Origin of the sequence: Accumulibacter sp. (genome assembly GCF_023806625.1) — a bacterium.
GTDB lineage: Bacteria > Pseudomonadota > Gammaproteobacteria > Burkholderiales > Rhodocyclaceae > Accumulibacter.
On record NZ_JAMTDX010000011.1, the window covers coordinates 75,503 to 98,712 of the forward strand.

Consider the following 23,210-nt stretch of genomic DNA (forward strand, 5'->3'; position numbering starts at 1 on the left):
GCTTGGTCTCCCGGACCACCGACGATTAAAATAGGCTCATGCCGTCCAGCATCAATCTGACCGATCATTTTCTCATTGCCATGCCGGCAATGGTGGACTCCTACTTCTCGAAGACGCTGGTCTATGTCGCCGAGCACAACGATCGTGGCGCACTCGGCCTGATCGTCAATCGGCCGACCGACATGAGTCTCGGGACGCTGTTCGAAAAGATCGAGGTGCCCCTGCGCGCCGAGGGCTTCGCCAACCTGCCGGTCCTCTTTGGCGGCCCGGTGCAGACCGACCGCGGCTTCGTCCTGCACAGGCCGGTCGGCCGCTGGCAATCCACGCTGGTGGTCAACGAACACGTCGGACTGACCAGCTCCCGCGACATCCTGCAGTCGGTCGCCAGCTCGGGCCAACCGCGCGACCTGCTCGTCGCGCTCGGTTATTCGGGGTGGTCGGCCGGCCAGCTCGAGCACGAGCTGGCCCAGAACGCCTGGCTGACCGTGCCGGCGGTGCTGCGCATCCTTTTCGAGGCACCTTACGAAGAGCGACTGGCGTCGGCGATGGAACTCCTCGGTGTCAATATCGCCAACCTGGTCGACGAAGCTGGCCATGCCTGATGCGCGTCGCTCCGGCACGGGAACGGTCCTGGCGTTCGATTTCGGCGAGCGACGGATCGGCATCGCCGTCGGCGAGCAGCAGCTTGGGCAGGCACACCCGCTGACCACAGTCCGTGCTGCTTCGACCAGCGAGCGAATGGTGGCAATCGCCCCGTTGATCAGCGAGTGGCAGCCCTGCCGGCTGGTCGTCGGCCGGCCGGTGGCTCTCGACGGATCGAGCCATCAGATGACCGGACGGGCTGTTCGCTTTGCCGACGAACTCCGCCGGCGCTTCGCCCTGCCCGTGGACTTTGCCGAGGAGCGGCTATCCTCGGTCGCCGCAGCGGAAAGATTGCGCGCCACTGGACACGATTCGCGCAGCGCCCGCCGACATCTCGACGCGGTGGCGGCACAGCTGATCCTCCAGGATCATTTCGACGGCATGACCGAAGCCGCACCGCAAACCGACCAGGGCCAAGCCCCAACCGCTGATGAACTCCAAGCCCGCGACCCACCCTGAATTGCCCGACGCCGAAGCTCAATGCGTCGAACTTGCCGCGCTGATCCGCCAGCAACTGCATCCTGACACCCTCCTCGTCGGCGTTCACAGCGGCGGAGCGTGGGTCGCCCGGCGGCTCCATCAGCTGCTCGACCTGCCCGGAGAGATCGGCCTGATCGACGTTTCGTTCCATCGCGACGACTACGGTGCGCGAGGCCTCCATCCGCGCGTCCGGCCAAGTTCGATTCCCTTCGATGTCGAGGGACGCCCGCTGATCCTCGTCGATGACGTGGTGTATACCGGGCGGACGACCCGCGCAGCGATCAACGAGCTTTTCGACTACGGACGTCCGGCGAGCATCCAGCTCGCCGTACTCGCCGACCGGGGACGACGCCAGCTGCCGATCTGCGCTGACTTCTGTCCGTGGTACGTCAACCTCGACCCGGCGCTCGAACTCGTTCTGTCGACGGATGCGGAAGGTCGCCTGCGGTGGAGTGTCGAAGCTCATGCATAACCCGCAGTTGAACGCGCAAGGGCAGCTGATGCACCTCCTGTCGATCGAGGGTCTGCCCAGAGAAGTGATCGTGCACATCCTCGACACCGCATCGAGTTTCCTCAAGGTGTCGACCCGGGAGGTCAAGAAGGTTCCTCTGCTGCGCGGCAAGAGCGTCTTCAACGTCTTCTTCGAAAACTCGACGCGCACGCGGACGACCTTCGAGATCGCCGCCAAGCGCCTTTCGGCCGACGTGATCAATCTCGACGTGACGCGCTCGTCGACGGCCAAGGGCGAGACGCTGCTCGACACAGTAGACAACCTCGTGGCCATGCATGCGGACATGTTCGTCGTCCGTCACGCAGCCAGCGGAGCCCCGCACCTGATTGCCGACCACCTGCGGCGGCTCGGGCGACGCGACGTGCACGTCGTCAATGCCGGCGACGGACGCCACGCGCACCCGACGCAGGGGCTGCTCGACATGTATACGATTCGCCACTTCAAGAAGGACTTCACCAACCTCGTGGTGGCGATCGTCGGCGATATCCTGCACTCTCGGGTCGCCCGTTCGGACATTCACGCGCTGACTACTCTGGGTGCCGCCGAGGTCCGTGCGGTCGGCCCGCAGACTCTTCTGCCCGCGGCGATCGGCAAGCTCGGCGTACGCGTGTTCCACGACCTTCGCCAGGGCCTGAGCGATTGCGATGTGGTGATCATGCTGCGTCTGCAGAACGAGCGGATGAACGGCGCCCTCTTGCCGTCGGCACGCGAGTATTTCCAGTGCTACGGACTGACCCCCGAGACGCTTGCCCTCGCCCGACCCGACGCGATCGTCATGCACCCCGGGCCGATGAATCGTGGTGTCGAGATCGACTCCGATGTCGCCGACGGCAAGCAGGCTGTGATCCTTCCCCAGGTCACTTTCGGCATCGCCGTGCGCATGGCGGTGATGGGCATCCTCGCAGGAAACTGAGCGATGAGCAGACCGACACTGCATATCCGCAATGCCCGGCTGATCGACCCATGCAACGGAATCGACGGGAGACTCGACCTGTTCGTCGCCGACGGGCGAATCGCCGCAATCGGTGAACCGCCGGACGGTTTCGTTGCCGGAAGGACGATCGATGCGGCGGGCCTGGTCGCCTGCCCCGGCCTCGTCGACCTGTCCGCCCGCCTCGGCAACATCGAAACCGAGCTTGGTGCGGCCGTCGCGGGAGGGGTGACCTCGCTCGCCTGCCCACCCGACACCAGGCCTCCGCTCGATGAGCCCGGACTGGTCGAGCGGCTGGTCAGGCGCAGCCAGGCGACAGGGTTGGCACGCGTCTATCCGATCGGCGCGCTGACCAGCCAGCTTGCCGGCGAGCGACTCGCCGAAATGAACGGCCTCGCGCGCGCCGGTTGCATCGCCTTTTCGCAGGCCAAGAGCCCGCTCGTCGATACGCTGTTGCTCTGGCGTGCGCTGCAGTACGCGGCCACCTTCGGCTACGCCGTCCGCCTGCGCCCGCAGGATGCCTTGCTCGCCGGCGAAGGTGTGGCGCACGACGGCGAGGTCGCCTCACGTCTCGGGCTTTCGGGTATCCCGGTTTGCGCAGAAACCGTGGCCATCGCCACGGCGCTTCAGCTGGCCGCCGAAACCGGCGTCCGCCTCCATTTCTCGCGCCTGTCTTCGGCAGCCGGCGTCGCTCTGGTCCGCCAGGCGGTCCGCTCGGGAATGGCGCTGACCTGTGACGTCTCGATCCACCATCTCCACCTCTCGGAGATGGATATCGGCTACTTTGACAGCAACGCCCGCCTCGATCCGCCCCTGCGCTCGTCCAGCGACCGCGACGCCCTGCGCGCGGCGGCTGCCGAGGGACTCGCCGCAGTCTGCTCCGACCACACGCCAATCGATGCCGACGGCAAACAGCTGCCGTTCGCCGAAGCGTCGCCGGGGGCAACGGCGATCGAAATGCTGCTGCCGCTGACCCTGCTCTGGGCCGAGCAGGCCCGTTTGCCTCTGCCCGCCGCTCTCGCGCGTGTGACCTGCGACCCGGCGGCGATCCTCGGTATCGACGCGGGATCGCTGGGCGTCGGCAGACCAGCCGACATCTGTCTCTTCGACCCCGCTGCGTCCTGGCGGGTGACCACCGAGGCGCTGCGCAGTCGGGGCAAGAACACGCCCTTCCTCGGCTACGAGCTGACCGGGCAAGTGCGGCTGACGATCGTCGGCGGACGGGTGGTCTACACGCCCTGAAGCGACCTGTGGCTCCCGGACCGGCTGATTGGCCACCGGCCGAGCGAATCAGCCAAGCGCCGGGTCAGCCAGCACGCGGCGAACGGCATCGACCGCCGCGCCGTGGACGAGGATCTGTTTCCTGCGCGAAGCGAGGCCAGCCTTCAGCTCGATCGCCGATCTTGGCAGACCGAGGCGCCCGGCAAGCAGGGCGACGAGCGCCTCGTTCGCCCGGCCCTCGACCGCCGGAGCGGCGACGCGGATACGCAAGGCATCGCCGTGCACGCCAGCGATTCCGCTCCTCTTCGCCCCGGGCTGGACATGCACGGTCAGGCTCACCGCACCGCTCGTCTCCCGCAACCACTCGGCCATGGCTCAGAGGAAAATCAGTAGCAGTTGCGCGAGCACGATGGCGATCAAAGGCGACAGGTCGACCGCGCCGATCGGCGGCACGATGCGCTGGATCGGCCGCAGGAACGGAGCGGTCAGCTCGGTCAGCGGGCGGCCCAGCGGCGAGTACGGGCTGAACCATGACAGCAGGGCCTGCACGAGCAGCGCGCCGATCAGCAGGTAGAGACTCAGGCGCAGCACCGCCAGCAGCGCCTGCCAGAGGAGCAGCGGCACGACGATCTCGGGCGACCAGGGTCCTTCCGCGCCGCGCACTGCGAGTAACGCCCAGATGAAAACGAGTTGCAGCAGGTAAGCCGGCAAGAGGCTCGCCAGATCGAGCCCACGGAAGGCCGGCACGATTCGGCGCAGCGGCCTGACGACCCAGTTGGTCAGCTCGATGACGAAGGTCCCCACCGGGTTGGCGAAGGATACGCGGAAGGCCTGCATGTAGAAACGGAGCAGCAGCGCCAGGCTGAGAAATCCGGTCAGTGTTTCGATCAGGAAGAGCCCTGCCTGGACGATCATCAGCCTTCCTTGCCGAACAGTTCGCCGAGTTCGCGACCGCGGGTGTTTGCCGCGAGCACGCCGGCGATGAAACCCTGCTTGACGCAGCACTCCTCCATCGTCCGCAGCGCAGCCTCGGTGGTCCCGCCTTTGGAGGTGACCCGCTCGCGCAGGACGCTCGCCGCCTCGTCCGATTGCGCAGCGAGCTTGGCCGCACCGAGGACCGTGTCGATCGACAGCTGGCGGGCCTGCGAGGGGGTCAGTCCGAGCTCGCTCGCCGCCTGTTGCAGGGCCTCGATGAACAGGAAGACGTAGGCCGGGCCGCTGCCCGAGATCGCCGTTACTGCGTCCATCTTGGCTTCGTCGGCGATCCAGAGCGTGTTGCCGACGGCCTGCAGGATCCGCTCAGCGCCAAGCCGCTCGGCCATCGACACCGCCGGCATCGCGCAGAGTCCGGTGATCCCGGCGCCGATCAGCGCCGGCGTATTCGGCATCGCCCGGACGATCCGCCCGTAGCCGCCCAGCCAGCGGGAGATATCCGCCAGGCGAAGCCCGGCTGCGATGCTGATGATCAGCTGCTGCCGGAGCTGAGGTCGTAGTGGCTCACACGCGTCGCGCATCTGCTGCGGCTTGACCGAGAGAAGAACGGCGTCGCAGTCGAGCGCCTGGGCACTCGGTGTCTCGTAACAGCGGACTCCATAGACCAGACGCAGCTTCGCGCGTCCCTGCGCGCCGAGCTCGATGACCGCGATGTCGGCCGGTGAAAAGCCGGTCTTCACCAGCCCGCCGATCAGAGCATTGGCCATGTTGCCGCCACCCAGGAAAGTGATTCTCATCCCTCAGTATCTCTCCCCAAAAATCGCCGTTCCGACCCGCACGAGTGTCGAGCCTTCGGCGATGGCTGCTTCGAGGTCATCCGACATGCCCATCGACAGCGTGTCGACCGATAAACCATCGGCTGTCAATCGCTCGAGAAGTTCCCGCAAGCAGCGGAACGCCCGGCGCTGCCCGGCGAAGTCGTCGGTCGGCGCCGGGATCGCCATCAGGCCGCGCAGCCTGAGCCGAGGCAGCGCTGCCACGGACCGCGCCAACGCTGGCGCATCGGCTGCCGATACTCCGCTCTTGGTCGTTTCGCCGCTGACATTGACCTGAATGCACACCGACAGAGGAGGAAGAGACGTCGGACGCTGCAGCGAAAGCCGCTCGGCGATGCGCAACCGGTCGACCGAATGCACCCAGGCAAAGTTCTCGGCGACGGGTCGCGTCTTGTTTGCCTGCAGCGGGCCGATGAAATGCCATTCGAGGTCCAGCGCGGCAAGCGCGCGAATCTTGTCCAGAGCCTCCTGGACGTGGTTCTCCCCGAAAGCCCGCTGTCCGGCGGCAGCCAGCTCGGCGATCGGCGCTGCCGGCCAGGTCTTGCTCACTGCGAGCAAGGAGACCGACCCCGGGTCGCGGCCAAACTGCTGCGCAGCGCTGGCAATACGCGCGCGCACGGCTTGCAGCCTGACGGAAAGTGAGGTCATAATCGGACGTAGCGCAGAATCTTGAAAGTATAGCACCGCCCTCCCCCCACGGCCCGAGGACCGAAACGGATGGACATCACCGAACTGCTGGCCTTCAGTGTCAAGAACAAGGCTTCCGACCTCCATCTGTCGGCCGGCCTGCCGCCGATGATCCGCGTGAATGGCGACATCCGGCGGATCAACCTGCCGCCGATGGAACATCGCGATGTCCACCGCCTGGTCTATGACATCATGAGCGACTACCAGCGCAAGCAGTACGAGGACACGCGCGAATGCGACTTCTCCTTCGAAATCCCGAACCTCGCGCGCTTCCGGGTCAATGCCTTCGTCCAGCAGCGCGGCGCCGGCGCGGCCTTCCGGACGATCCCGTCGACCGTGCTGACCCTCGAACAGCTCAACTGCCCGAAGATTTTCAAGGACATCGCCGAGTACCCGCGGGGCATCGTGCTGGTCACCGGGCCAACCGGTTCGGGCAAGTCGACGACCCTCGCGGCGATGCTCAACCATGTGAACGAGAACGCCTACAGTCACATCATCACGGTCGAAGACCCGATCGAATTCGTCCACCAATCGAAGAAGTGTCTGATCAACCAGCGCGAAGTCGGCCCGCACACGCTCTCGTTCCAGAACGCCCTGCGCTCGGCACTTCGCGAAGACCCGGACGTGATTCTCGTCGGCGAGATGCGCGACCTCGAAACGATCCGCCTGGCGCTCACCGGGGCCGAGACCGGGCACCTGGTTTTCGCCACCCTGCACACCTCGAGCGCGGCCAAGACGATCGACCGGATCATCGACGTCTTCCCGGCAGCCGAGAAGGATATGGTCCGTTCGATGCTCTCCGAGTCGCTGCGCGCAGTGATCTCGCAGACACTCATGAAGACCAAGGACGGCCAGGGCCGCGTCGCGGCTTACGAGATCATGCTCGGCACGCCGGCGATCCGCAACCTGATCCGCGAGAACAAGGTCGCCCAGATGTATTCTTCGATTCAGATGGGACAGCAGCTTGGCATGCAGACGCTCGACCAGGCGCTCGTCGAGCTTGTCCGGCGCAATGTCGTGTCGGCCAACGAGGCGCGCCTCAAGGCCGTCAACAAGGAATCGATCCCCGGCTTCTGAGCTTCTGAACCATTTCCGGCCAACTGAGACGACGACGATGGAAAGCGATCAGGCCCTAAGATTCATGCACGAACTTCTGCGCCTGATGGTCCAGAAGAACGGCTCCGACCTGTTCATCACGGCAAACTTCCCGCCAGCGATCAAGGTCGACGGCAAGGTGATGCCGGTGTCCAACCAGGCGCTGCAGCCGCAGCATTCTGCCGAGCTGGCCCGTTCGATCATGAACGACCGCCAGGCGTCGGAGTTCGAAGCGACCAAGGAGTGCAACTTCGCGATTTCGCCGGCCGGCATCGGGCGCTTCCGGGTCAACGCGCTCGTCCAGCAGGGACGCGTGGCGATCGTCTGCCGAACGATCAACACGGCAATTCCGACGCTCGATGAACTCGGCCTGCCGCCCGTGCTCAAGGACATCGCGATGACCCTGCGCGGGCTGGTCATCTTCGTGGGCGGCACGGGAACCGGCAAGACGACCTCGCTGGCGGCGCTCGTCGACCACCGGAACTGCAACAGCCACGGCCACATCATCACCATCGAGGACCCGATCGAGTTCGTCCATGAGCACAAGAAGAGCATCGTCACCCAGCGCGAGATCGGTGTCGATACCGACAGCTGGGAAGTGGCGCTGAAGAACACGTTGCGCCAGGCGCCGAACGTGATCATGATGGGTGAGATCCGCGACCGGGCGACGATGGACTACTCGATCGCCTTCGCCGAGACCGGCCACCTGTGCCTGGCCACGCTGCACGCCAACAGCACCAACCAGGCGATCGACCGGATCATCAACTTCTTCCCCGAGGACCGCCGGCATCAACTGCTGATGGACCTGTCGCTGAACCTCCGGGGTCTGGTTTCGCAGCGCCTGCTGCCGAAAAAGGACGGCAAGGGGCGGATTCCGGCGATCGAGATCATGCTCAATTCGCCGCTGATCTCCGACCTGATCTTCAAGGGCGAGGTGCATGAGATCAAGGAAGTGATGAAACGCTCCCGCGAACTCGGAATGCAGACCTTCGACCAGTCGCTGTTCGATCTCTACGAGGCCGGTCAGATCACCTACCAGGATGCGCTACGCAACGCCGACTCGCTCAACGACCTGCGCCTGCAGATCAAACTCCACGGGAAGGAATCGAAGGACCGCGATCTCACCGCCGGCATCGGCCACCTCGACATCGTCTAGCCCGCAGCAACCGCCCTCGCGCCGGCGCGTGAGTCGCAGACGGCTCATCCTGGGTTGGCCGTCGCGGTCGGCCTGCGGTTGCTCCCGGCAACCATGCGGAACTCGTAGAGACGGCAATCGAGCGCGCCGTTGAAAAGCGGCGTCTTTCGCGCCGGGGTCAGGCGCAACAGGCCGGGCAGTCGGGTATCGGCCGAGAAGAGGTAACATCGCCAGCCGGCGAAATGGCGCTTGAGGGCGCTGCCGAGCGCCGGATAGAACGATGCCAGCTCGTCCCGGTCGGCGGCCCGCTCACCGTAGGGTGGATTGGCGACCAGGATCCCCGTTGGCGCCGGCGCCTCTGCTTCGCGCACGTCGGCCGTCCGCAGCTGGACTGCGGAGAGCAGGCGTCCGCGGTCGAGATTGGCCAGAGCCGCGCGAACGGCCACCGGCGATGCATCGCTGCCGAAGACTCGCACCTCCCCCGCGCTTCGTTCGGCCGAGCGTGCCCGGTCGAGGATCTGCTGCCATGACGCTGACGAGAAATTGCGCAGTCGCTGAAACGCGAAGCTGCGCCGCGCGCCAGGTGCGACGCCGAGCACCATCTGCGCGGCTTCGAGAAGAAAGGTGCCGCTGCCGCACATCGGGTCGAGCAGGGCGATTCCCGGCTCCCAACCAGTCAACCGGAGGATGCCGGCCGCGAGGTTTTCCTTGAGCGGGGCGTCGACGGTCTTCTGGCGGTACCCCCGCTGATACAGCGGTGCGCCCGAGGTATCGAGGTAGAGCGTGCATCCGTGGCGGTCGATGAACGCCTGGACGCGCACATCGGGACTGCGCGTATCGACGCTCGGGCGCACGCCGAGTTCACGGCGGAACCGATCACAGACGGCGTCCTTGATGCGCAGCGTGACGAAGTCGAGGCTCCTCAACGGACTGTTCTTTGCGTCGAGGTCGACGCGGAGCGTCTGCTCGGCTGCGAACCAGCGGGGCCAAGGGGTATCGAGCGCCAGCCTGTAGATGTCCTCCTCGGTGGCGTATGCGCCCTGCGCGACGCGCCAGAGAACTCGCGTGGCGATCCGCGATTCGAGGTTGGCCCGATAACAGGCCGGCCAGTCGCCGACAAAATGGGCGCCGCCGGGAATCGCCCGACACTCGCGTGCGCCAGCATGAAGCAGATCGTCGACGAGCAGCGACTCGAGCCCTCGCGGGCAACTGGCAAAGAAATCTTCCACGGGCATACCCCTCGGCGATCGTCAGAATGGCTTCAGGACGGCGAGGTAGGTTACGGCCAGGAGAATCAGGACCGGCATCTCGTTGAACCAGCGAAACCAGAGGTGGCCGCGTGTGTTCCGGTCGGCCTCGAAGTCACGCAGCAGGCGACCACACCAGAGGTGATAGCCAACCAGGACGCCGACCAGACCCGTCTTGGCATGCAACCAGCCGCCACCGAAACCGAAGCCGAACCATAGCCAGAAGCCGAGAGCGACGGCCAGGACGCCGATCGGGGTCATGAAGCGGTAGAGCTTGCCGGCCATCAGCAGCAGCCGGGCACGCTCGGCGACGCTGCTGCGCTCGACCATCGCGAGATTGACGAAAATGCGTGGCAGATAGAAGAGGCCGGCAAACCAGCTCACCACCATCCAGATGTGGAGGACCTTGACGATCAGCACCGGCGGCTCCCTTCCTGACTGGCGGCAGCGACGCCATTCCCGACTCTCGGGTAAAGCAGCCTCGCCCGGAATTCCTTCTTCACCCGGTCGTTGAGTAGCCGGCGCGACTCGCCGAGAAAGGACAACTGCACTGGGGACAGCGTCTCCTCGGCCTCGCGCCGGGATATGCGAGGCGGCCTCGGCAGACCGAAACTGTCGGCGACGAGATCGAAGTAATCGCCCATGCGCATCCGTGAATCGTCGGTCGCGTTGTAGACGCGGTTGCTGCGCCCGTGGCGCAGTGCCGCACAGCTCAGCATCGCGAGGTCATCCGCGTGGATGTGATTGGTATAGACGTCGTCTGCTTCGCAGAGCACCGGCGTCCGCTTGCGCAGGCGATCGAGCGGCAAGCGGTCGGCAGCGTAGATCCCGGGAACCCTCAGAATGCTCACGGTCACGCCACGGCGCCCGAAGGCACGCAACTGTCGCTCGGCATCGGCGCGGCGACGAGCCCTGAGCGTCGCGGGACGCAGCGGGCGCGTCTCGTCGACCAGATCCCCCCGGCAATCGCCATATACGCCGCTCGTGCTGATATACACGATCCGCTGTGGTAGACTCCGGCCACGCGCCAGGGCCGCGAGCAGGAAGCGGGTCCGTGTGTCCCGGGCGTCACCGGTGGAAGGCCGCCTTCCGGGAACGACGGCCGGCGGAGCGAGATGGACGATGATCTCGGCGAGGCCAGCCAGGCGGTGCAGGCTGTCTGGCCGGTCGAGGTCGCCGAGCACCGGACGGGCGCCGTTGGCACGCCAGAAGGCGCACTGTTCGGGGTAACGCACGAGAGCCAGAACGCGGTAGTGGCCGAGCAGGCGGGGGAGCATCCGGCGAGCGATGTCGCCGCTGCCGACGATCAACAGTTTTTGCACCGCGCAATTCTACCGGATTGCGTCGTCAGCGGAGAGGGGATGGCGTTTCAGGTCAGCATTCCGGCCAGCGGACACAGCTTTCTCGCGGAAGCCGAGGAAACGATCCTCGAAGCCGCTCTGCGCCAGGGGCTCAGCCTGCCCTACGGTTGCCGCGACGGTGCGTGTGGCGCGTGTCGGGGCAGGATACTCGCCGGCGTCATCGACCACGGCAGGGCCCCTCTCGACATCCTCGGCAGCGTCGATCGCGACGCGGGACTGGCGCTGTTCTGCTGCGCCAGGGCGAGGAGCGATCTGGCGATCGAAAGCCGCGAAGCCCGGTCGTTCGACGACCTGCCGATCCGCACGCTGCCCGCTCGCGTCGCCCGCCTCGTCCAGGCCGCTCCCGAGGTGATGATCGTCGACCTCAAGCTGCCGGCGAGCGAGCGCCTGCGCTTTCTCGCTGGCCAGTACATCGACATCCTCCTGCCCGGGGGCAAGCGCCGCTCCTTCTCGCTGGCCAACGCTCCGCACGACGACGAATTCCTGCAACTCCATGTCCGCCGCGTCGCCGGCGGCCAATTTACCGGGCACGTCTTCAGCGCGCTCAGAGAGCGGGATCTGCTGCGCCTGCGTGGCCCTTTCGGCAGCTTTTTCCTGCGCGAGGAGTCCGGGAAACCACTGCTCTTCGTCGCCGGCGGGACCGGCTTTGCCCCGATCAAGTCGATCGTCGAGCACGCCATCGCGCAGGGGTGCCGCCGTCGAATGGACATCTACTGGGGCGGTCGTCGCTCGGTCGACCTCTACCTTCGGCCGCTTGCCGAGCGTTGGTCCACAGAGTTTCCGCAGATCCGTTTCGTACCCGTGCTCTCCGAACCGACAGCCGACGAGCTGCTCAGCTACCGCAGCGGGTTCGTCCACGTCGCGGCGATGGCCGACCTCCCCGATCTCTCAGGCCACCAGGTCTACGTGTGCGGCTCGCCGGCGATGGTCGCTGCCGCGCGCCGCGACTTCGTCAGCAACTGCTCGCTGCCGCCCGACGAGTTCTTCGCCGACGCTTTCGACTTTGCCAGCGATACGCTCGCAGCCATCGAAGCGGCCGATCGTCCCGAGACCAGGCCCAAAGAGAATGACTGAGGTGTTCCTGTCGCGCCAGCCGCTGGTCAATCGCCAGAACCGGATCATCGCCAGTCGGCTGACCTTGCACCTGGGCAGCCACGGGGATACCCGTGACGCGGCCAGTGCGCTCGAGGCGCTCGCCGACGTCTGGCCACGCGGCGAAAAGACGCTCTTCGTCAACTGCCACGGCCGTGCGTGTGACGCGCGTCTGTTCGACTGGGCCGCCCCGCCGAATGCGGCCATCGAACTGCCCGCCGGGGCTCTCGTTGGCGAGCAGCGAAGCGAACTGATCCCCGCCCTGGAGACTTGGCAACCGACCCTCTGCCTGCATTTCGACCCGCAGGCCGCGTCGGCCTTTGCCAGCGGAGTCGAGTACCGTTTCATCGGCTTCGACGCCCAGCGATTCACGCTCCCACAACTGAAGATCCTGGCGGCGCGGACCCGGCCGATGGGCATCGGGATTGCCTTCAACGTAACGACCCCCGAGGACTTCCAAGGCTGCCTCGATGCCGGGATTTCAGCCGCGTGCGGCTGGTTCTTCACCACCCCATCGGGCGCTCCAGCGAAGGCGCTGAATCCCGGTCAGGCGAACATCGTGCGCATCCTCAACCTGGTGCGCACGAACGCCGAGATCCGCGAGATCGAAGCGGCTCTGAAGCTCGACGTGGCGATCTCGTACAAACTCCTGCGCTACATCAACTCGGCCGGATTCGGACTGTCGTGCGAGATCCAGTCATTCCGCCACGCGGTCACCATGCTCGGCTACGAAAAGCTCAACCGCTGGCTATCTCTGCTGCTCGCCACGGCGAGCAAGGATCCGCTGGCCCCGGCGCTGATGCACACCGCACTTTGCCGCGCCCGGTTGATGGAGCTTCTGGCGCACGGTCTGGTGGACAAGTCGGAGTACGACAACCTGTTCATCTGCGGCGCGTTCTCGCTACTCGAGGCGCTGCTCGGCGTGCACATGGAGCGCGCGCTGGAGACGATGCGCCTGCCTGACGCGGTCAGTGATGCGCTGCTCGGGCAGGGTGGGCGTTATGCGCCGTTTCTCGACCTGGCGCTGAGCGGCGAGGGTGACGACGGAGAGCAGCTTGCCGATCAGGCCGCGATGCTCGGTCTGACGGCCGCCCAGTTCAACCGGGCGCAGCTCCAGGCCTTGTCTTTCGCCGAGGCGATGGAACTCTGACCGCTATTCGCCGAGATAGGCCGCACGGACCCGCGGGTCGGCGAGCAGCCTTTCCGCCGTGTCGGCAACCGAAATCACGCCGCTTTCCATCACATAACCGCGTGAGCAGAGTTCGAGCGCGAGCTTCGCGTTCTGTTCGACGAGCAGGATGGTCATCCCCTCGGCGGCGACCGTGCGGATGACCTCGAAGATCTTTTCGACCATCAGCGGCGCCAAGCCCATCGACGGCTCATCGAGCACCAGCAATCGTGGCCGCCCCATCAGCGCGCGGCCGATCGCCAGCATCTGCTGCTCTCCTCCCGACAGGGTACCGGCCACCTGTGCGGCCCGCTCGCCGAGCCGCGGCAGGAGCGTGTAGATCCGTTCGAGGTCGACGGCGATGCCCGGCCTGTCCGAGCGATGGTAGGCGCCCATCGCGAGGTTCTCGGCGACCGTCAGGCGACTGAACACGCCGCGCCCCTCGGGGACCAGTGCCAGTCCCCTGCCGATCAGCTCGTGCCCCCTGAGCGTGTCGATCCGTTCGCTGCCGTAGTGGATTTCGCCGTGCGACGGGAGCATCCTCGCCAGCGCCTTGAGCGTCGAGGTCTTCCCGGCACCGTTGGCGCCGATCAGGCAGACGACCTCGTTCTCCTCGACGGCGAACGAAATCCCCCGGACGGCAGCGATCCCGCCGTAACGGACTTCGAGATTCGTCGCCTCAATGAGTACCTGTGCCAAGATAAGCCTCGATGACTCTCGGGTCGGCCCGAACGACCTCGGGAACGTCCTCGGCGATCTTCTCGCCGTAGTCGAGCACCGCCACCCGGTCGCAAAGACCGAGCACCAGTTTGACGTCGTGCTCGATCAGCAGGATCGTCAGTCCGTCGGCGCGCAGCCCTTCGATCAGCGTGCGCAAAGCTGCCGTCTCGGTGGCGTTCATTCCCGCGGCCGGCTCGTCGAGCGCCAGCAGTTGTGGTTCGCTGGCCAGCGCACGAGCGATCTCGAGCCGACGCTGATCTCCGTACGACAGGTGCCGGGCGAGCGAGTCGGCGCGGTCGGCGATACCCACGTAGCGCAGGAGATCGTCGGCCCGCCCGCGGATCGCCCGCTCCTCGGCGCGCTGCCCGGCGGTTCTCAGGATCGCCCCGAAAACGCCGCAGCGTGTGCGCACGTGGCGGCCGACCATGACGTTTTCGCGCGCGGTCATGTTGCCGAACAGACGGATGTTCTGAAAGGTTCGCGCGATTCCGGCCGCGGCGACGATGTGCGGGCTTTCGAGGCGCAGCGACTGGCCGGCAAAGATCACTTCGCCGCTGTCGCGCGGGTACAATCCGGTGAACACGTTGAACAGCGTCGTCTTGCCGGCGCCGTTGGGTCCAATCAGGCCGTAGATCTCGCCGCGACGGATGGTCAGCGAAACGGCCTTGAGCGCCTGCACGCCGCCGAAGCGCTTGCCGATGTCGCGCGCCTCGAGCAACGTCTCGCCGACGAGCGAAGGCTGCCCCGAAAGCACTCGACTTTCCGGCGTTCCCGATCGCGCACCCGCCTGCGCCGCTAGGCCATTCATCGGCGATTCTCGCTCATCTCGCGTCGGTGACGCGTCTCGGGCCACAGGCCGGCGGGCCGGAAACGCATCGTCAACACGAGCGCGAAGCCGAAGATCAGCATGCGGAGCACCTCGGGGTCGACGAGCATCCGGCCGAACAACGCCTTCTGCATCGGCTCGACGCTGTAGCGCAGCACCTCGGGCATGAACGAGAGCAGCAGTGCTCCGGCGATGACCCCCCAGATGTTGCCCATTCCCCCAAGGACGACCATCGCCAGAACCATGATCGACTCGTTGAGGATGAAGCTCTCCGGACTGACGAAAGCCTGGATCGCCGAAAACATGCCCCCGGCGATTCCACCGAACGAGGCGCCCATGGCGAAGGCGAGCAGTTTGATGTTGCGCGTGTTGATCCCCGCCGCCTTGGCGGCGATTTCGTCCTCGCGGATCGCGACCCAGGCCCTGCCGATCCGCGAGTCCTGCAGGCGCAGGTTGATGACGATGACGCAGAGCAGGACGACGAGCAGCAGGTAGTAGTACTTGATCGGACCGCTGAAGGTCAACCCGAACAGTTCCGAGCGCGCCGAGAAGCTGAAATCACCGATCCGGAAAGGGTCGATCAGCGTGATTCCCTTCGGCCCGTTGGTGATGTTGACCGGGTTCGACAGGTTGTTCATGAAGATCCGCACGATCTCGCCGAAACCGAGCGTGACGATGGCCAGGTAATCGCCACGCAGGCGCAGCGTCGGCGCGCCGAGGATCACTCCGGCGGTGCAGGCGAGGCCCGCGCCGATCGGCAGGATCACCCAGAACGGCAGGTGCACGTTGAAGTGTGGCGAGGCGAGCAGCGCATAGGTGTAGGCGCCGACCGCGTAGAAAGCGATGTAGCCGAGGTCGAGCAGGCCGGCAAAGCCGACGACGATGTTCAGGCCGAGCGACAGCAGGACGAAGAGAACCGCGAAGTTGGTGATCCTTACCCAGGCGGTGCCGACCGAGGCGAGGACGAAGGGCAGAGCGAGGAGCGCCGCGGCGATGGCTACCAGGCCGATGACTTCGCGGCGACTGAGTACGCGGCCCTTCATTCCGGTTCAGGCCCGCTCGGATACGCGCTCGCCGAGCAGCCCCGAAGGACGGAAGACGAGTACGAGGATCAGCATGACGAAGGCGAAGACGTCCTGGTAGTTGCTCCCGAAGAGGATGAAGTGCGCGCCGTCCGCGCAGCGCTCGCCGAGCCAGGCATCGACCACCGGCCATTGGCAGAGGTTGGTCAGGTCGCCGATGTAGCCGGTGCCGAGCGCCTCGACGAGGCCGAGCAGCAAGCCGCCGACCATCGCCCCGGGGAGGTTGCCGATGCCGCCGAGAACCGCCGCGGAGAACGCCTTGAGGCCAAGCGTGAAACCCATCGTGTAATGCGCGATGCCGTAGTAGGTGCCGAACATCACTCCGGCGACGGCGCCGAGCGCGGCGCCGATGACGAAGGTCGCGGCGATCACCCGGTCGGCGTTGATGCCCATCAGCCCGGCGACCTGGACGTTCTCCGCCGTCGCGCGCATGGCGATGCCGAAACGCGTCCGATACACGAACCAGGACAAGCCGCCCATCATCAGGAACGAGAGCAGGATGATCGCGATCTGCACAGCGCTGATCTCCGCGAGACCGATGCTGACCGTCGGATTGGCGATGATCTGCGGGAAGGCCAGCGGATTGCGGCCCCAGATCAACAGTGCAACGTGCTGCAGGATGATCGACATGCCGATCGCGGTGATCAGCGGCGCCAGCCTCGGCGCGTGCCGCAGCGGACGGTAGGCGACGCGCTCGAGTGAATAGCCGATGGCCATGCACGCCGGAACCGCGGCGAGCACGCCGGCGGCGACGATCATCGACGCGGGCAGACCGCTGCCGGCGAGTCCGGTGATCACGCCGAAAGCGACCATCGCGCCGATCATCACCACCTCGCCGTGCGCGAAGTTGATCAGCTGGATGACCCCGTAGACCATCGTGTAGCCGAGAGCCACGACCGCATAGACACTGCCGGTGGTCAGGCCGTTGATGATCTGCTGGAGAAGCGTTTCCATGGCGGCTGCGCGAGGACACCCCCCGGGCGGGCCTCTGGCGGCCGCCCGGGGTAGGTCGCTAGCCCGCGATTACTTGCCTGGAGCCGGCGCGGCAGCCGGAGCTGCCGCCGGAGCCGGCGCCGGCGGCATCAGCGCGGCATACTCGTCGAGGGTCAGCGATTTTCCGCCCTTGATGATCGCCAGAGGGGTGATCTTGCCACCCTTGAGCGTAAAGACGGTCATCTCGGCATCCTTGCGGTCGCCCTTGGCGTCGAACTGGACATTGCCCGAGGCGCCGTTGTAGTCGAGCGCGGCCAGCGCCGGCAGGTACTTGGCGGGATCAGCCGAATCGGCCTTCTGCATTGCCGCGACGAGCATCTTCGCCGCGTCGTAGGTGAACGGCGAATAGAGGATCGGATCGATGTTGAACTTCGCCTTGTACCCTTCGAGGAACCTCTTGCCGGCGGCCTGGACCGGGATCCCCGCCTGCGAGCAGATCAGTCCCTCGGCCGCTTCACCCGCCAGTTCGGCCATCTTGTCGGTACACGCCCCGTCGCCGAAGGAGAAGACCGACCCGATCTTGAGTTCGCGCGCCTGCTTGAGCAGCGGGCCGCCGGTGGCGTCCATGCCGCCGTAGAAGACGACGTCGGGCTTCTTGGCCTTGATCTTGGTCAGCACGGCTTTCCAGTCGACCGTCTTGTCGGTCCCCTTCTCCCTCGGCAAAACCTGGACGCCGGCGGCCTTGAGCGTCTTCTCGACTTCGTTGGCCAGACCCTCGCCATAGGCGGTCGCGTCGTCGATCACCGCGGCGACCTTGGGCTTCTTCTGGGTCAACAGATAGTTGGCCACCGCCGGCCCCTGCTGGTCGTCGCGCCCAACGACCCGGAAAACGGTCTTGAAGCCCTGTTCGGTCAACGCCGGGTTGGTCGCCGAGCCGGAGATCATCGGGATTCCGGCCTGATTGTAGATCGCCGAAGCGGGAATCGTCGTCCCCGAGTTCAGGTGGCCGACGACGCCGGCGACCTTGGCATCGACGAGCTTCTGGGCGACCGTGTTGCCGACCTTCGGGTCGGCCTGATCGTCTTCGGACATCACTTCGAACTTGACGGCCTTGCCGCCGATCTTCATCCCCTCGGCGTTGGCCTCGTCGATCGCCAGGCGGACACCGTTCTCGTTGTCCTTGCCGAGGTGGGCGATTCCGCCGGTCAACGGTGCGACGCTGCCGATCTTGACGGTGATCACCTCGGGGGCGGCCGGCGCCGGGGCAGCGGCCGGCGCTACCGGCTTGGGCTCCTCCTTCTTGCCGCAGCCGATCATCGCCAGCGCAGCGGCGACGGCGACGACTGCTCCAGGAATACGCAAATGGTTCATGGACTCGGTCTCCACAGTGTTGTCTTTGGTGTAAGGGGTAAGCGAGCGGCCGATTGTCCAAGCCCATCAGGGCATTGTCAACATGCCGCGGGTAGTCGGCTCGCCCGCCTGTCGCGCGCGCACCACTCCCAGAAGCGGAAAACCGGCTGTCCGCCGGTTCTCCGTTCAGTCAGCGATCACTTCAGGCTGAGGATCCACTTGACCAGTTTGGTCGCCTCTTCAGGCGTGACCGACGGGTTCGGCGGCATCGGCACCTCGCCCCACGAGCCCTTGCCGCCTGCGATCACCTTCTTGGCGAGCATCGCCTCATCCTTGACGGTGTACTTCTTGGCCACGTCCTTGTAGGCCGGGCCGACGACCTTCTTGTCGATCGCGTGACAAGACAGGCAGTTCTTCGACTTGGCCAGGGCTTCTGCATCCTGGGCCTGGACCGCGCCAGCAGACAGAAGACCGGCGGCAACCAGCAGGGAGACGAGGGTCGCTTTCATGTTCATGCTCCATTCAGTGAGGGGTTGAAACAGCGCCATGGTATTTCACTTTGACCGGCTTGCAAAGACGCCCACCGGCCGTCGGTAGCCCGGCCGGAATGGCTGCCAGACGAGCCGCATAACGCGCCCGACTGGCCGCCGTTGACCGCTCCGCACGCGGTCGCACGGGCGTGGCTACGAGCTGCGGGGAACCACCCCAAAAGGCGCACTTCAGGCGCGGCGCAGTTGCGTGAGATCGCGGACCGCGCCCCTTGCCGCCGAGGTGGCCATCAGCGCATACGCCTCGAGGGCCTGCGACACGACTCGCTGGCGCGGATCCGCCGGTCGCCACGCCGACTCTCCCCTGGCGCCCATCGCCGCATCGCGCCTGGCGAGCTCGGCATCGCTCACCGCCAGATGAATCCGCCGGCGGGGGATGTCGATTTCGATGACGTCGCCTTCCTCGACCAGGCCGATTGCTCCGCCCTCGGCCGCCTCGGGAGAAACATGGCCGATCGACAGCCCCGAGGTCCCTCCGGAAAACCGGCCGTCGGTGAGCAGCGCGCAGGCTTTGCCGAGCCCCTTCGCTTTGAGGTACGAGGTCGGATAGAGCATTTCCTGCATGCCCGGGCCGCCCTTCGGGCCCTCGTAGCGGATGACCACGACGTCGCCGGCGGCGACCTGGTCGCCAAGGATCGCCTGCACCGCTGCGTCCTGGCTCTCGAAGACGCGGGCCTTGCCCGAAAAGACCCAGATGCTTTCGTCGACGCCGGCGGTCTTCACGATGCACCCGTCGCGGGCGATGTTGCCGTAGAGTACGGCGAGCCCGCCTTCCTGCGAATACGCGTGCTCGCGGTCGCGGATGCAACCCCGCGCCCGGTCCACGTCGAGTTCTGCGTAACGCCGGTTCTGCGAGAACGCGTTCTGTGTCGGCACGCCTCCGGGCGCTGTGCGATAAAACTCGTGCAGCCGCGGGTCGTCGTTCCGCCGCACGTCCCAGACGTCGATCGCCTCGCCGAGCGTCCGCGCGTGGACCGTCGGCACTTCGCGGTGAAGCAGGCCGGCGCGATCGAGTTCGCCGAGGATGGCGAAGATCCCGCCGGCCCGGTGTACGTCCTCGATATGATAGTCGGCAGTCGCCGGAGCGACTTTGGCGAGGCACGGAACACGCCTCGACAGGCGGTCGATGTCGTTCATCGTGAAGTCGATTCCGGCTTCTTGCGCCGCAGCGAGGATGTGCAGGACGGTGTTGGTCGACCCGCCCATCGCCACGTCGAGGGTCATCGCGTTCTCGAACGCCGCGAAGCAGCCGATCGATCGTGGCAGAACCGACGCGTCGCCCTGCTCGTAGTACATCCGGCAGAGTTCGACGATCCGGCGGCCGGCGCGAACGAAGAGATCCCGGCGCTCGGCATGGGTCGCGAGAACGGTCCCGTTCCCCGGCAACGAGAGGCCCAGTGCCTCGGTCAGGCAGTTCATCGAGTTGGCCGTAAACATCCCCGAGCATGATCCACAGGTCGGACACGCCGAGCGCTCGAACGCAGCGACTTCCTCGTCCGAACAGCTGCTGTCGCCAGCCTTGACCATCGCATCGACGAGATCGATGGCGATCACCTTGCCGGTCCAGTTCACCTTGCCGGCTTCCATCGGCCCGCCGGAAACGAAAACGACCGGGACGTTCACGCGCATCGCGGCCATCAGCATTCCCGGAGTGATCTTGTCGCAGTTCGAGATGCAGACCATCGCGTCAGCGCAGTGCGCGTTGACCATGTACTCGACCGAGTCGGCGATCAGGTCGCGCGAGGGCAACGAGTAGAGCATCCCGTCGTGGCCCATGGCGATTCCGTCGTCGACAGCGATGGTGTTGAACTCCCTGGCCACACCGCCGGCCGCCTCGATCTCGCGCGCGACGAGCTGGCCGAGGTCCTTGAGGTGTACATGCCCCGGGACGAACTGGGTGAAGGAATTGACGACGGCGATGATCGGCTTGCCGAAGTCGCCGTCCTGCATGCCGGTCGCGCGCCACAGCGCGCGCGCGCCGGCCATGTTGCGTCCATGGGTCGAGGTTCGGGAACGATAGTGCGGCATCTGCGGACTCCAATCGGGAACACGCCTGAAGGCGGCGGGATATAATGGATTCTATCCGAAAGCCACCGGGTGTTCGCGCGTGTTGACCCATCCGCAGCTCGACCCTGTCGCCCTCTCCATCGGCCCGCTGAAGGTGCACTGGTACGGGCTGATGTATCTGGTCGCCTTCATCCAGTTCTGGCTCCTCGGCCGGCACCGGATCCTCACTCATCCGCAGTTTCGCGAGGCCGGGTGGACGGTTCGCCAGCTCGACGACCTGCTTTTCTATGGCGTGCTCGGAGTCGTCGTCGGGGGGCGCCTGGGACAGGTCCTGTTCTATGAACCGGGGTACTACTGGGAACACCCGCTCGAGATCGTCGCTGTCTGGCGCGGCGGGATGTCCTTCCACGGGGGGCTGATCGGTGTCCTGATCGCGGTGTGGCTGTATGCGCGAAGGTCCGCACGTGCCTGGATCGAGCTCACCGATTTCATCGCTCCCCTCGTCCCGCTCGGTCTGGCCGCCGGGCGTATCGGCAACTTCATCAACGGCGAACTCTGGGGACGCCCGGCAAGCGCGTCGCTGCCGTGGGCGATGGTCTTTCCCTGGGTTGACGACGTGCCGCGTCATCCGTCGCAGCTCTATCAGGCGGGGCTCGAAGGACTGGCGCTGTTCGTGTTTCTCTGGATCTACTCGGCGCGGCCAAGGCCGCGCGGCGCCGTCTCGGGAGTCTTCCTGATCGGCTACGGTCTGCTGCGCTGGGCGGCGGAATACTTTCGCTCGCCGGACGCGGGAATCTTCGGCTTTTCATACACGGTCAGCATGGGACAATGGCTGTCGCTGCCGATGGTCCTCCTCGGGATGATCCTTCTCGGCACCGCGCATCGCCCGCGCAGCTGAACAGGGCTGCCAACCCGGCAGCGAAGGAGAATGCAAGTGACTGATGGAATCGTTCTTCGGGGCCTGCGGCGGATGCGTTCGCTGCTCGCCGAAGTGAGGACGCCGCGCAGTCTGGATGCGCGGCAGGTCGCCCGCCTGCGCGGGCTGCTCCAGGAAAGTGCCAGCGGCCAGGGCGGGGAAGCGTCGGCGCGGCAGCGCGCGGTTCGCCTGGCCGAAATCTACCTGCGCCTCGACGACGAAGGGCGAGCCGGCTTCCTGCGAATCATTGCCAGCGAATTCGGCCCCGACCCGCAGAAGGTCGCCCAAGCGCACGCCGACTATCAGGCGGCGCTCGGCAGCGACGCGCAGTGGGGCGCCGAGTCGCGCCTGCGCAACGCGATCCGCTCATCGCGGATGCGCATCCTGACCCAGTTCAACACCCTGCCCGAAGGGGTCAAGTTCCTCGTCGATCTGCGTGCCGATCTGCTTCGTTACATCGATGCCGACGCGATTCTCAAGGCTCTGGACCGCGAACTCGAGCAGCAACTGGCTGCCTGGTTCGACGTCGGTTTTCTCGAGCTCCAACGGATCAGCTGGAGTTCGCCGGCAGCGCTGCTCGAAAAGCTGATCCGCTACGAGGCGGTACACGAGATCCGTTCGTGGAACGACCTCAAGAACCGGCTCGATTCCGATCGCCGGTGCTACGCGTTCTTCCATCCAAGAATGCCGATGGAGCCTCTGATCTTCGTCGAGGTCGCGCTGATCGATCATCTCGCCGACAACGTCCAGAAGCTTCTCGACGAGCACGCGCCAGTGTTCGACGTTGAGCGGGCGAACACGGCCATTTTCTATTCGATCTCGAACACCCAGGTGGGCCTCCGGGGAGTGTCCTTCGGCAACTTCCTCCTCAAACGTGTCGTCGATGACCTGAAGCGGGATTATCCGCGTCTGATCAGCTTCGCGACGCTCTCCCCCCTGCCCTCGCTGCGCAGTTGGGCCGAGAAGACACCAGAGGCCTGGGAAAAGGCCTTCGGGCCATCGGACTTCGAACGCATCCGCCGTCACCTGCCACCGGACCTGCCACCGCCGAGCAAGGCCGAGGATCTGATCGGACTCCTCGGCGACGCGGCGTGGGCTGCCGACGAGCGACTCGCTCGCGCGCTGGAGCATGGCCTGACCCGACTCGCTGCGCGCTACCTGATGACGGCGACTCGTGGCGGCAGGCCCTACGACCCGGTTACGCGCTTCCATCTCGGGAACGGTGCACGAATCGAACGACTCAACTATCTCGCCGACACTTCGGCTCGAGGTTACCAGCAGTCGTACGGGATGATGGTCAACTACCTCTACGACCCCGAGATGATCGAAGCCAACGTCGAAGCGTTTTCCCGCGGCGGAGAGATTGCCGCCTCCGCCCCGATTCGCCGTACCGCGCGCGACTGAAAGGTCGTCAGGAAATGGTCGCGAGCAGGCCGAGATGCACGGCGCAAACGACGAGGCACCTCAGACAGACGAGCGAGAAGTGAGC

Annotated in this window: 25 protein-coding genes; 11 read left to right on the forward strand and 14 right to left on the reverse strand. The window is 65.8% G+C overall.

Features of this window, described 5'->3' with window-relative positions; all coding sequences use genetic code 11:
• Window positions 1–38 precede the first annotated feature (38 nt).
• Genes NFW05_RS03060 through NFW05_RS03080 form a run of 5 tightly spaced genes read left to right on the forward strand, consistent with a single transcriptional unit; the run spans window position 39 to window position 3,806 of the window.
• Window positions 39–602, forward strand: coding sequence for a YqgE/AlgH family protein (locus tag NFW05_RS03060; RefSeq protein ID WP_295302705.1), 564 nt, complete (start codon window positions 39–41; stop codon window positions 600–602).
• Window positions 595–1,101 carry a Holliday junction resolvase RuvX gene (gene ruvX, locus NFW05_RS03065; RefSeq protein ID WP_295302706.1) on the forward strand — a complete coding sequence of 169 codons (507 nt, stop codon included), beginning with the start codon at window positions 595–597 and terminating at the stop codon, window positions 1,099–1,101. The genes NFW05_RS03060 and ruvX overlap by 8 nt, the downstream gene beginning before the upstream one ends.
• Window positions 1,073–1,594, forward strand: coding sequence for a bifunctional pyr operon transcriptional regulator/uracil phosphoribosyltransferase PyrR (gene pyrR / locus NFW05_RS03070; protein WP_295302708.1), 522 nt, complete (start codon window positions 1,073–1,075; stop codon window positions 1,592–1,594). The genes ruvX and pyrR overlap by 29 nt, the downstream gene beginning before the upstream one ends.
• On the forward strand, window positions 1,587–2,546 hold the full coding sequence (locus NFW05_RS03075; RefSeq protein WP_295302710.1) for an aspartate carbamoyltransferase catalytic subunit: 960 nt from the start codon (window positions 1,587–1,589) through the stop codon (window positions 2,544–2,546). The genes pyrR and NFW05_RS03075 overlap by 8 nt, the downstream gene beginning before the upstream one ends.
• Window positions 2,547–2,549: 3 nt before the next feature.
• Entirely contained in the window at window positions 2,550–3,806 is a 1,257-nt protein-coding gene (locus NFW05_RS03080) for a dihydroorotase (protein ID WP_295302712.1), read from the forward strand.
• 48 nt (window positions 3,807–3,854) lie between these two features.
• Here NFW05_RS03080 and NFW05_RS03085 read toward each other — a convergent pair whose 3' ends face one another.
• From NFW05_RS03085 to NFW05_RS03100, 4 genes are read right to left on the reverse strand one after another with little or no spacing between them, the layout of a single operon-like run.
• Complete coding sequence (locus NFW05_RS03085) at window positions 3,855–4,124, reverse strand: DUF167 domain-containing protein (RefSeq protein WP_311104693.1); 270 nt, start codon at window positions 4,122–4,124, stop codon at window positions 3,855–3,857.
• Between the two features lie 36 nt (window positions 4,125–4,160).
• A complete protein-coding gene (locus NFW05_RS03090) occupies window positions 4,161–4,700 on the reverse strand; it encodes a YggT family protein (RefSeq protein ID WP_295302714.1) in 540 nt (179 codons plus the stop codon).
• The gene (gene proC / locus NFW05_RS03095) at window positions 4,700–5,515 is read right to left on the reverse strand and encodes a pyrroline-5-carboxylate reductase (protein ID WP_295302715.1); all 816 of its coding nucleotides are present in this window, start codon (window positions 5,513–5,515) and stop codon (window positions 4,700–4,702) included. Before proC ends, NFW05_RS03090 begins: the two co-directional genes overlap by 1 nt.
• A gap of 3 nt (window positions 5,516–5,518) precedes the next feature.
• Window positions 5,519–6,202 carry a YggS family pyridoxal phosphate-dependent enzyme gene (locus NFW05_RS03100; protein ID WP_295302716.1) on the reverse strand — a complete coding sequence of 228 codons (684 nt, stop codon included), beginning with the start codon at window positions 6,200–6,202 and terminating at the stop codon, window positions 5,519–5,521.
• A 69-nt stretch (window positions 6,203–6,271) separates the two neighbouring features.
• Here NFW05_RS03100 and NFW05_RS03105 point away from each other — a divergent pair, with 69 nt between their 5' ends.
• Both NFW05_RS03105 and NFW05_RS03110 read left to right on the forward strand, forming a co-directional pair.
• Window positions 6,272–7,318, forward strand: a complete 1,047-nt coding sequence (locus NFW05_RS03105; protein WP_295302717.1) for a type IV pilus twitching motility protein PilT — start codon at window positions 6,272–6,274, stop codon at window positions 7,316–7,318.
• A 37-nt stretch (window positions 7,319–7,355) separates the two neighbouring features.
• Entirely contained in the window at window positions 7,356–8,492 is a 1,137-nt protein-coding gene (locus NFW05_RS03110) for a PilT/PilU family type 4a pilus ATPase (protein ID WP_295302718.1), read from the forward strand.
• 44 nt (window positions 8,493–8,536) lie between these two features.
• Here NFW05_RS03110 and NFW05_RS03115 read toward each other — a convergent pair whose 3' ends face one another.
• Genes NFW05_RS03115 through NFW05_RS03125 form a run of 3 tightly spaced genes read right to left on the reverse strand, consistent with a single transcriptional unit; the run spans window position 8,537 to window position 11,040 of the window.
• Window positions 8,537–9,706, reverse strand: coding sequence for a THUMP domain-containing protein (locus NFW05_RS03115; RefSeq protein ID WP_295302719.1), 1,170 nt, complete (start codon window positions 9,704–9,706; stop codon window positions 8,537–8,539).
• A 15-nt stretch (window positions 9,707–9,721) separates the two neighbouring features.
• Window positions 9,722–10,138 carry a CopD family protein gene (locus tag NFW05_RS03120; RefSeq protein ID WP_295302720.1) on the reverse strand — a complete coding sequence of 139 codons (417 nt, stop codon included), beginning with the start codon at window positions 10,136–10,138 and terminating at the stop codon, window positions 9,722–9,724.
• Window positions 10,132–11,040, reverse strand: coding sequence for an NAD-dependent epimerase/dehydratase family protein (locus NFW05_RS03125; protein WP_295302721.1), 909 nt, complete (start codon window positions 11,038–11,040; stop codon window positions 10,132–10,134). The genes NFW05_RS03120 and NFW05_RS03125 overlap by 7 nt, the downstream gene beginning before the upstream one ends.
• A gap of 39 nt (window positions 11,041–11,079) precedes the next feature.
• Between NFW05_RS03125 and NFW05_RS03130 the strand changes: the two genes are divergently transcribed.
• Both NFW05_RS03130 and NFW05_RS03135 read left to right on the forward strand, forming a co-directional pair.
• Window positions 11,080–12,153 carry a CDP-6-deoxy-delta-3,4-glucoseen reductase gene (locus tag NFW05_RS03130; RefSeq protein ID WP_295302722.1) on the forward strand — a complete coding sequence of 358 codons (1,074 nt, stop codon included), beginning with the start codon at window positions 11,080–11,082 and terminating at the stop codon, window positions 12,151–12,153.
• On the forward strand, window positions 12,146–13,321 hold the full coding sequence (locus NFW05_RS03135) for an EAL and HDOD domain-containing protein (RefSeq protein WP_295302724.1): 1,176 nt from the start codon (window positions 12,146–12,148) through the stop codon (window positions 13,319–13,321). Before NFW05_RS03130 ends, NFW05_RS03135 begins: the two co-directional genes overlap by 8 nt.
• Before the next feature lie 3 nt (window positions 13,322–13,324).
• Here NFW05_RS03135 and NFW05_RS03140 read toward each other — a convergent pair whose 3' ends face one another.
• The 7 genes from NFW05_RS03140 to ilvD form a co-directional block, all read right to left on the reverse strand.
• Window positions 13,325–14,038: an ABC transporter ATP-binding protein gene (locus NFW05_RS03140; protein WP_295302727.1), complete on the reverse strand. Its 714-nt coding sequence runs from the start codon at window positions 14,036–14,038 to the stop codon at window positions 13,325–13,327.
• Window positions 14,019–14,867 carry an ABC transporter ATP-binding protein gene (locus NFW05_RS03145; RefSeq protein WP_295302729.1) on the reverse strand — a complete coding sequence of 283 codons (849 nt, stop codon included), beginning with the start codon at window positions 14,865–14,867 and terminating at the stop codon, window positions 14,019–14,021. The genes NFW05_RS03140 and NFW05_RS03145 overlap by 20 nt, the downstream gene beginning before the upstream one ends.
• A complete protein-coding gene (locus NFW05_RS03150; protein ID WP_295302731.1) occupies window positions 14,864–15,928 on the reverse strand; it encodes an ABC transporter ATP-binding protein in 1,065 nt (354 codons plus the stop codon). Before NFW05_RS03150 ends, NFW05_RS03145 begins: the two co-directional genes overlap by 4 nt.
• A 6-nt stretch (window positions 15,929–15,934) precedes the next feature.
• Window positions 15,935–16,921: a branched-chain amino acid ABC transporter permease gene (locus NFW05_RS03155; protein WP_295302733.1), complete on the reverse strand. Its 987-nt coding sequence runs from the start codon at window positions 16,919–16,921 to the stop codon at window positions 15,935–15,937.
• A gap of 69 nt (window positions 16,922–16,990) precedes the next feature.
• Window positions 16,991–18,262 (reverse strand): branched-chain amino acid ABC transporter substrate-binding protein, encoded by a 1,272-nt coding sequence (locus NFW05_RS03160; protein ID WP_295302873.1) that lies wholly within the window; start codon window positions 18,260–18,262, stop codon window positions 16,991–16,993.
• Window positions 18,263–18,447: 185 nt separating this feature from the next.
• Complete coding sequence (locus NFW05_RS03165; RefSeq protein WP_295302735.1) at window positions 18,448–18,759, reverse strand: c-type cytochrome; 312 nt, start codon at window positions 18,757–18,759, stop codon at window positions 18,448–18,450.
• Window positions 18,760–18,969: 210 nt separating this feature from the next.
• The gene (gene ilvD / locus NFW05_RS03170; protein WP_295302737.1) at window positions 18,970–20,826 is read right to left on the reverse strand and encodes a dihydroxy-acid dehydratase; all 1,857 of its coding nucleotides are present in this window, start codon (window positions 20,824–20,826) and stop codon (window positions 18,970–18,972) included.
• 79 nt (window positions 20,827–20,905) lie between these two features.
• Between ilvD and lgt the strand changes: the two genes are divergently transcribed.
• A complete protein-coding gene (gene lgt / locus NFW05_RS03175; protein ID WP_295302739.1) occupies window positions 20,906–21,703 on the forward strand; it encodes a prolipoprotein diacylglyceryl transferase in 798 nt (265 codons plus the stop codon).
• A gap of 30 nt (window positions 21,704–21,733) precedes the next feature.
• A complete protein-coding gene (locus tag NFW05_RS03180; protein WP_295302740.1) occupies window positions 21,734–23,125 on the forward strand; it encodes a malonyl-CoA decarboxylase in 1,392 nt (463 codons plus the stop codon).
• The last annotated feature ends 85 nt before the right edge of the window (window positions 23,126–23,210 follow it).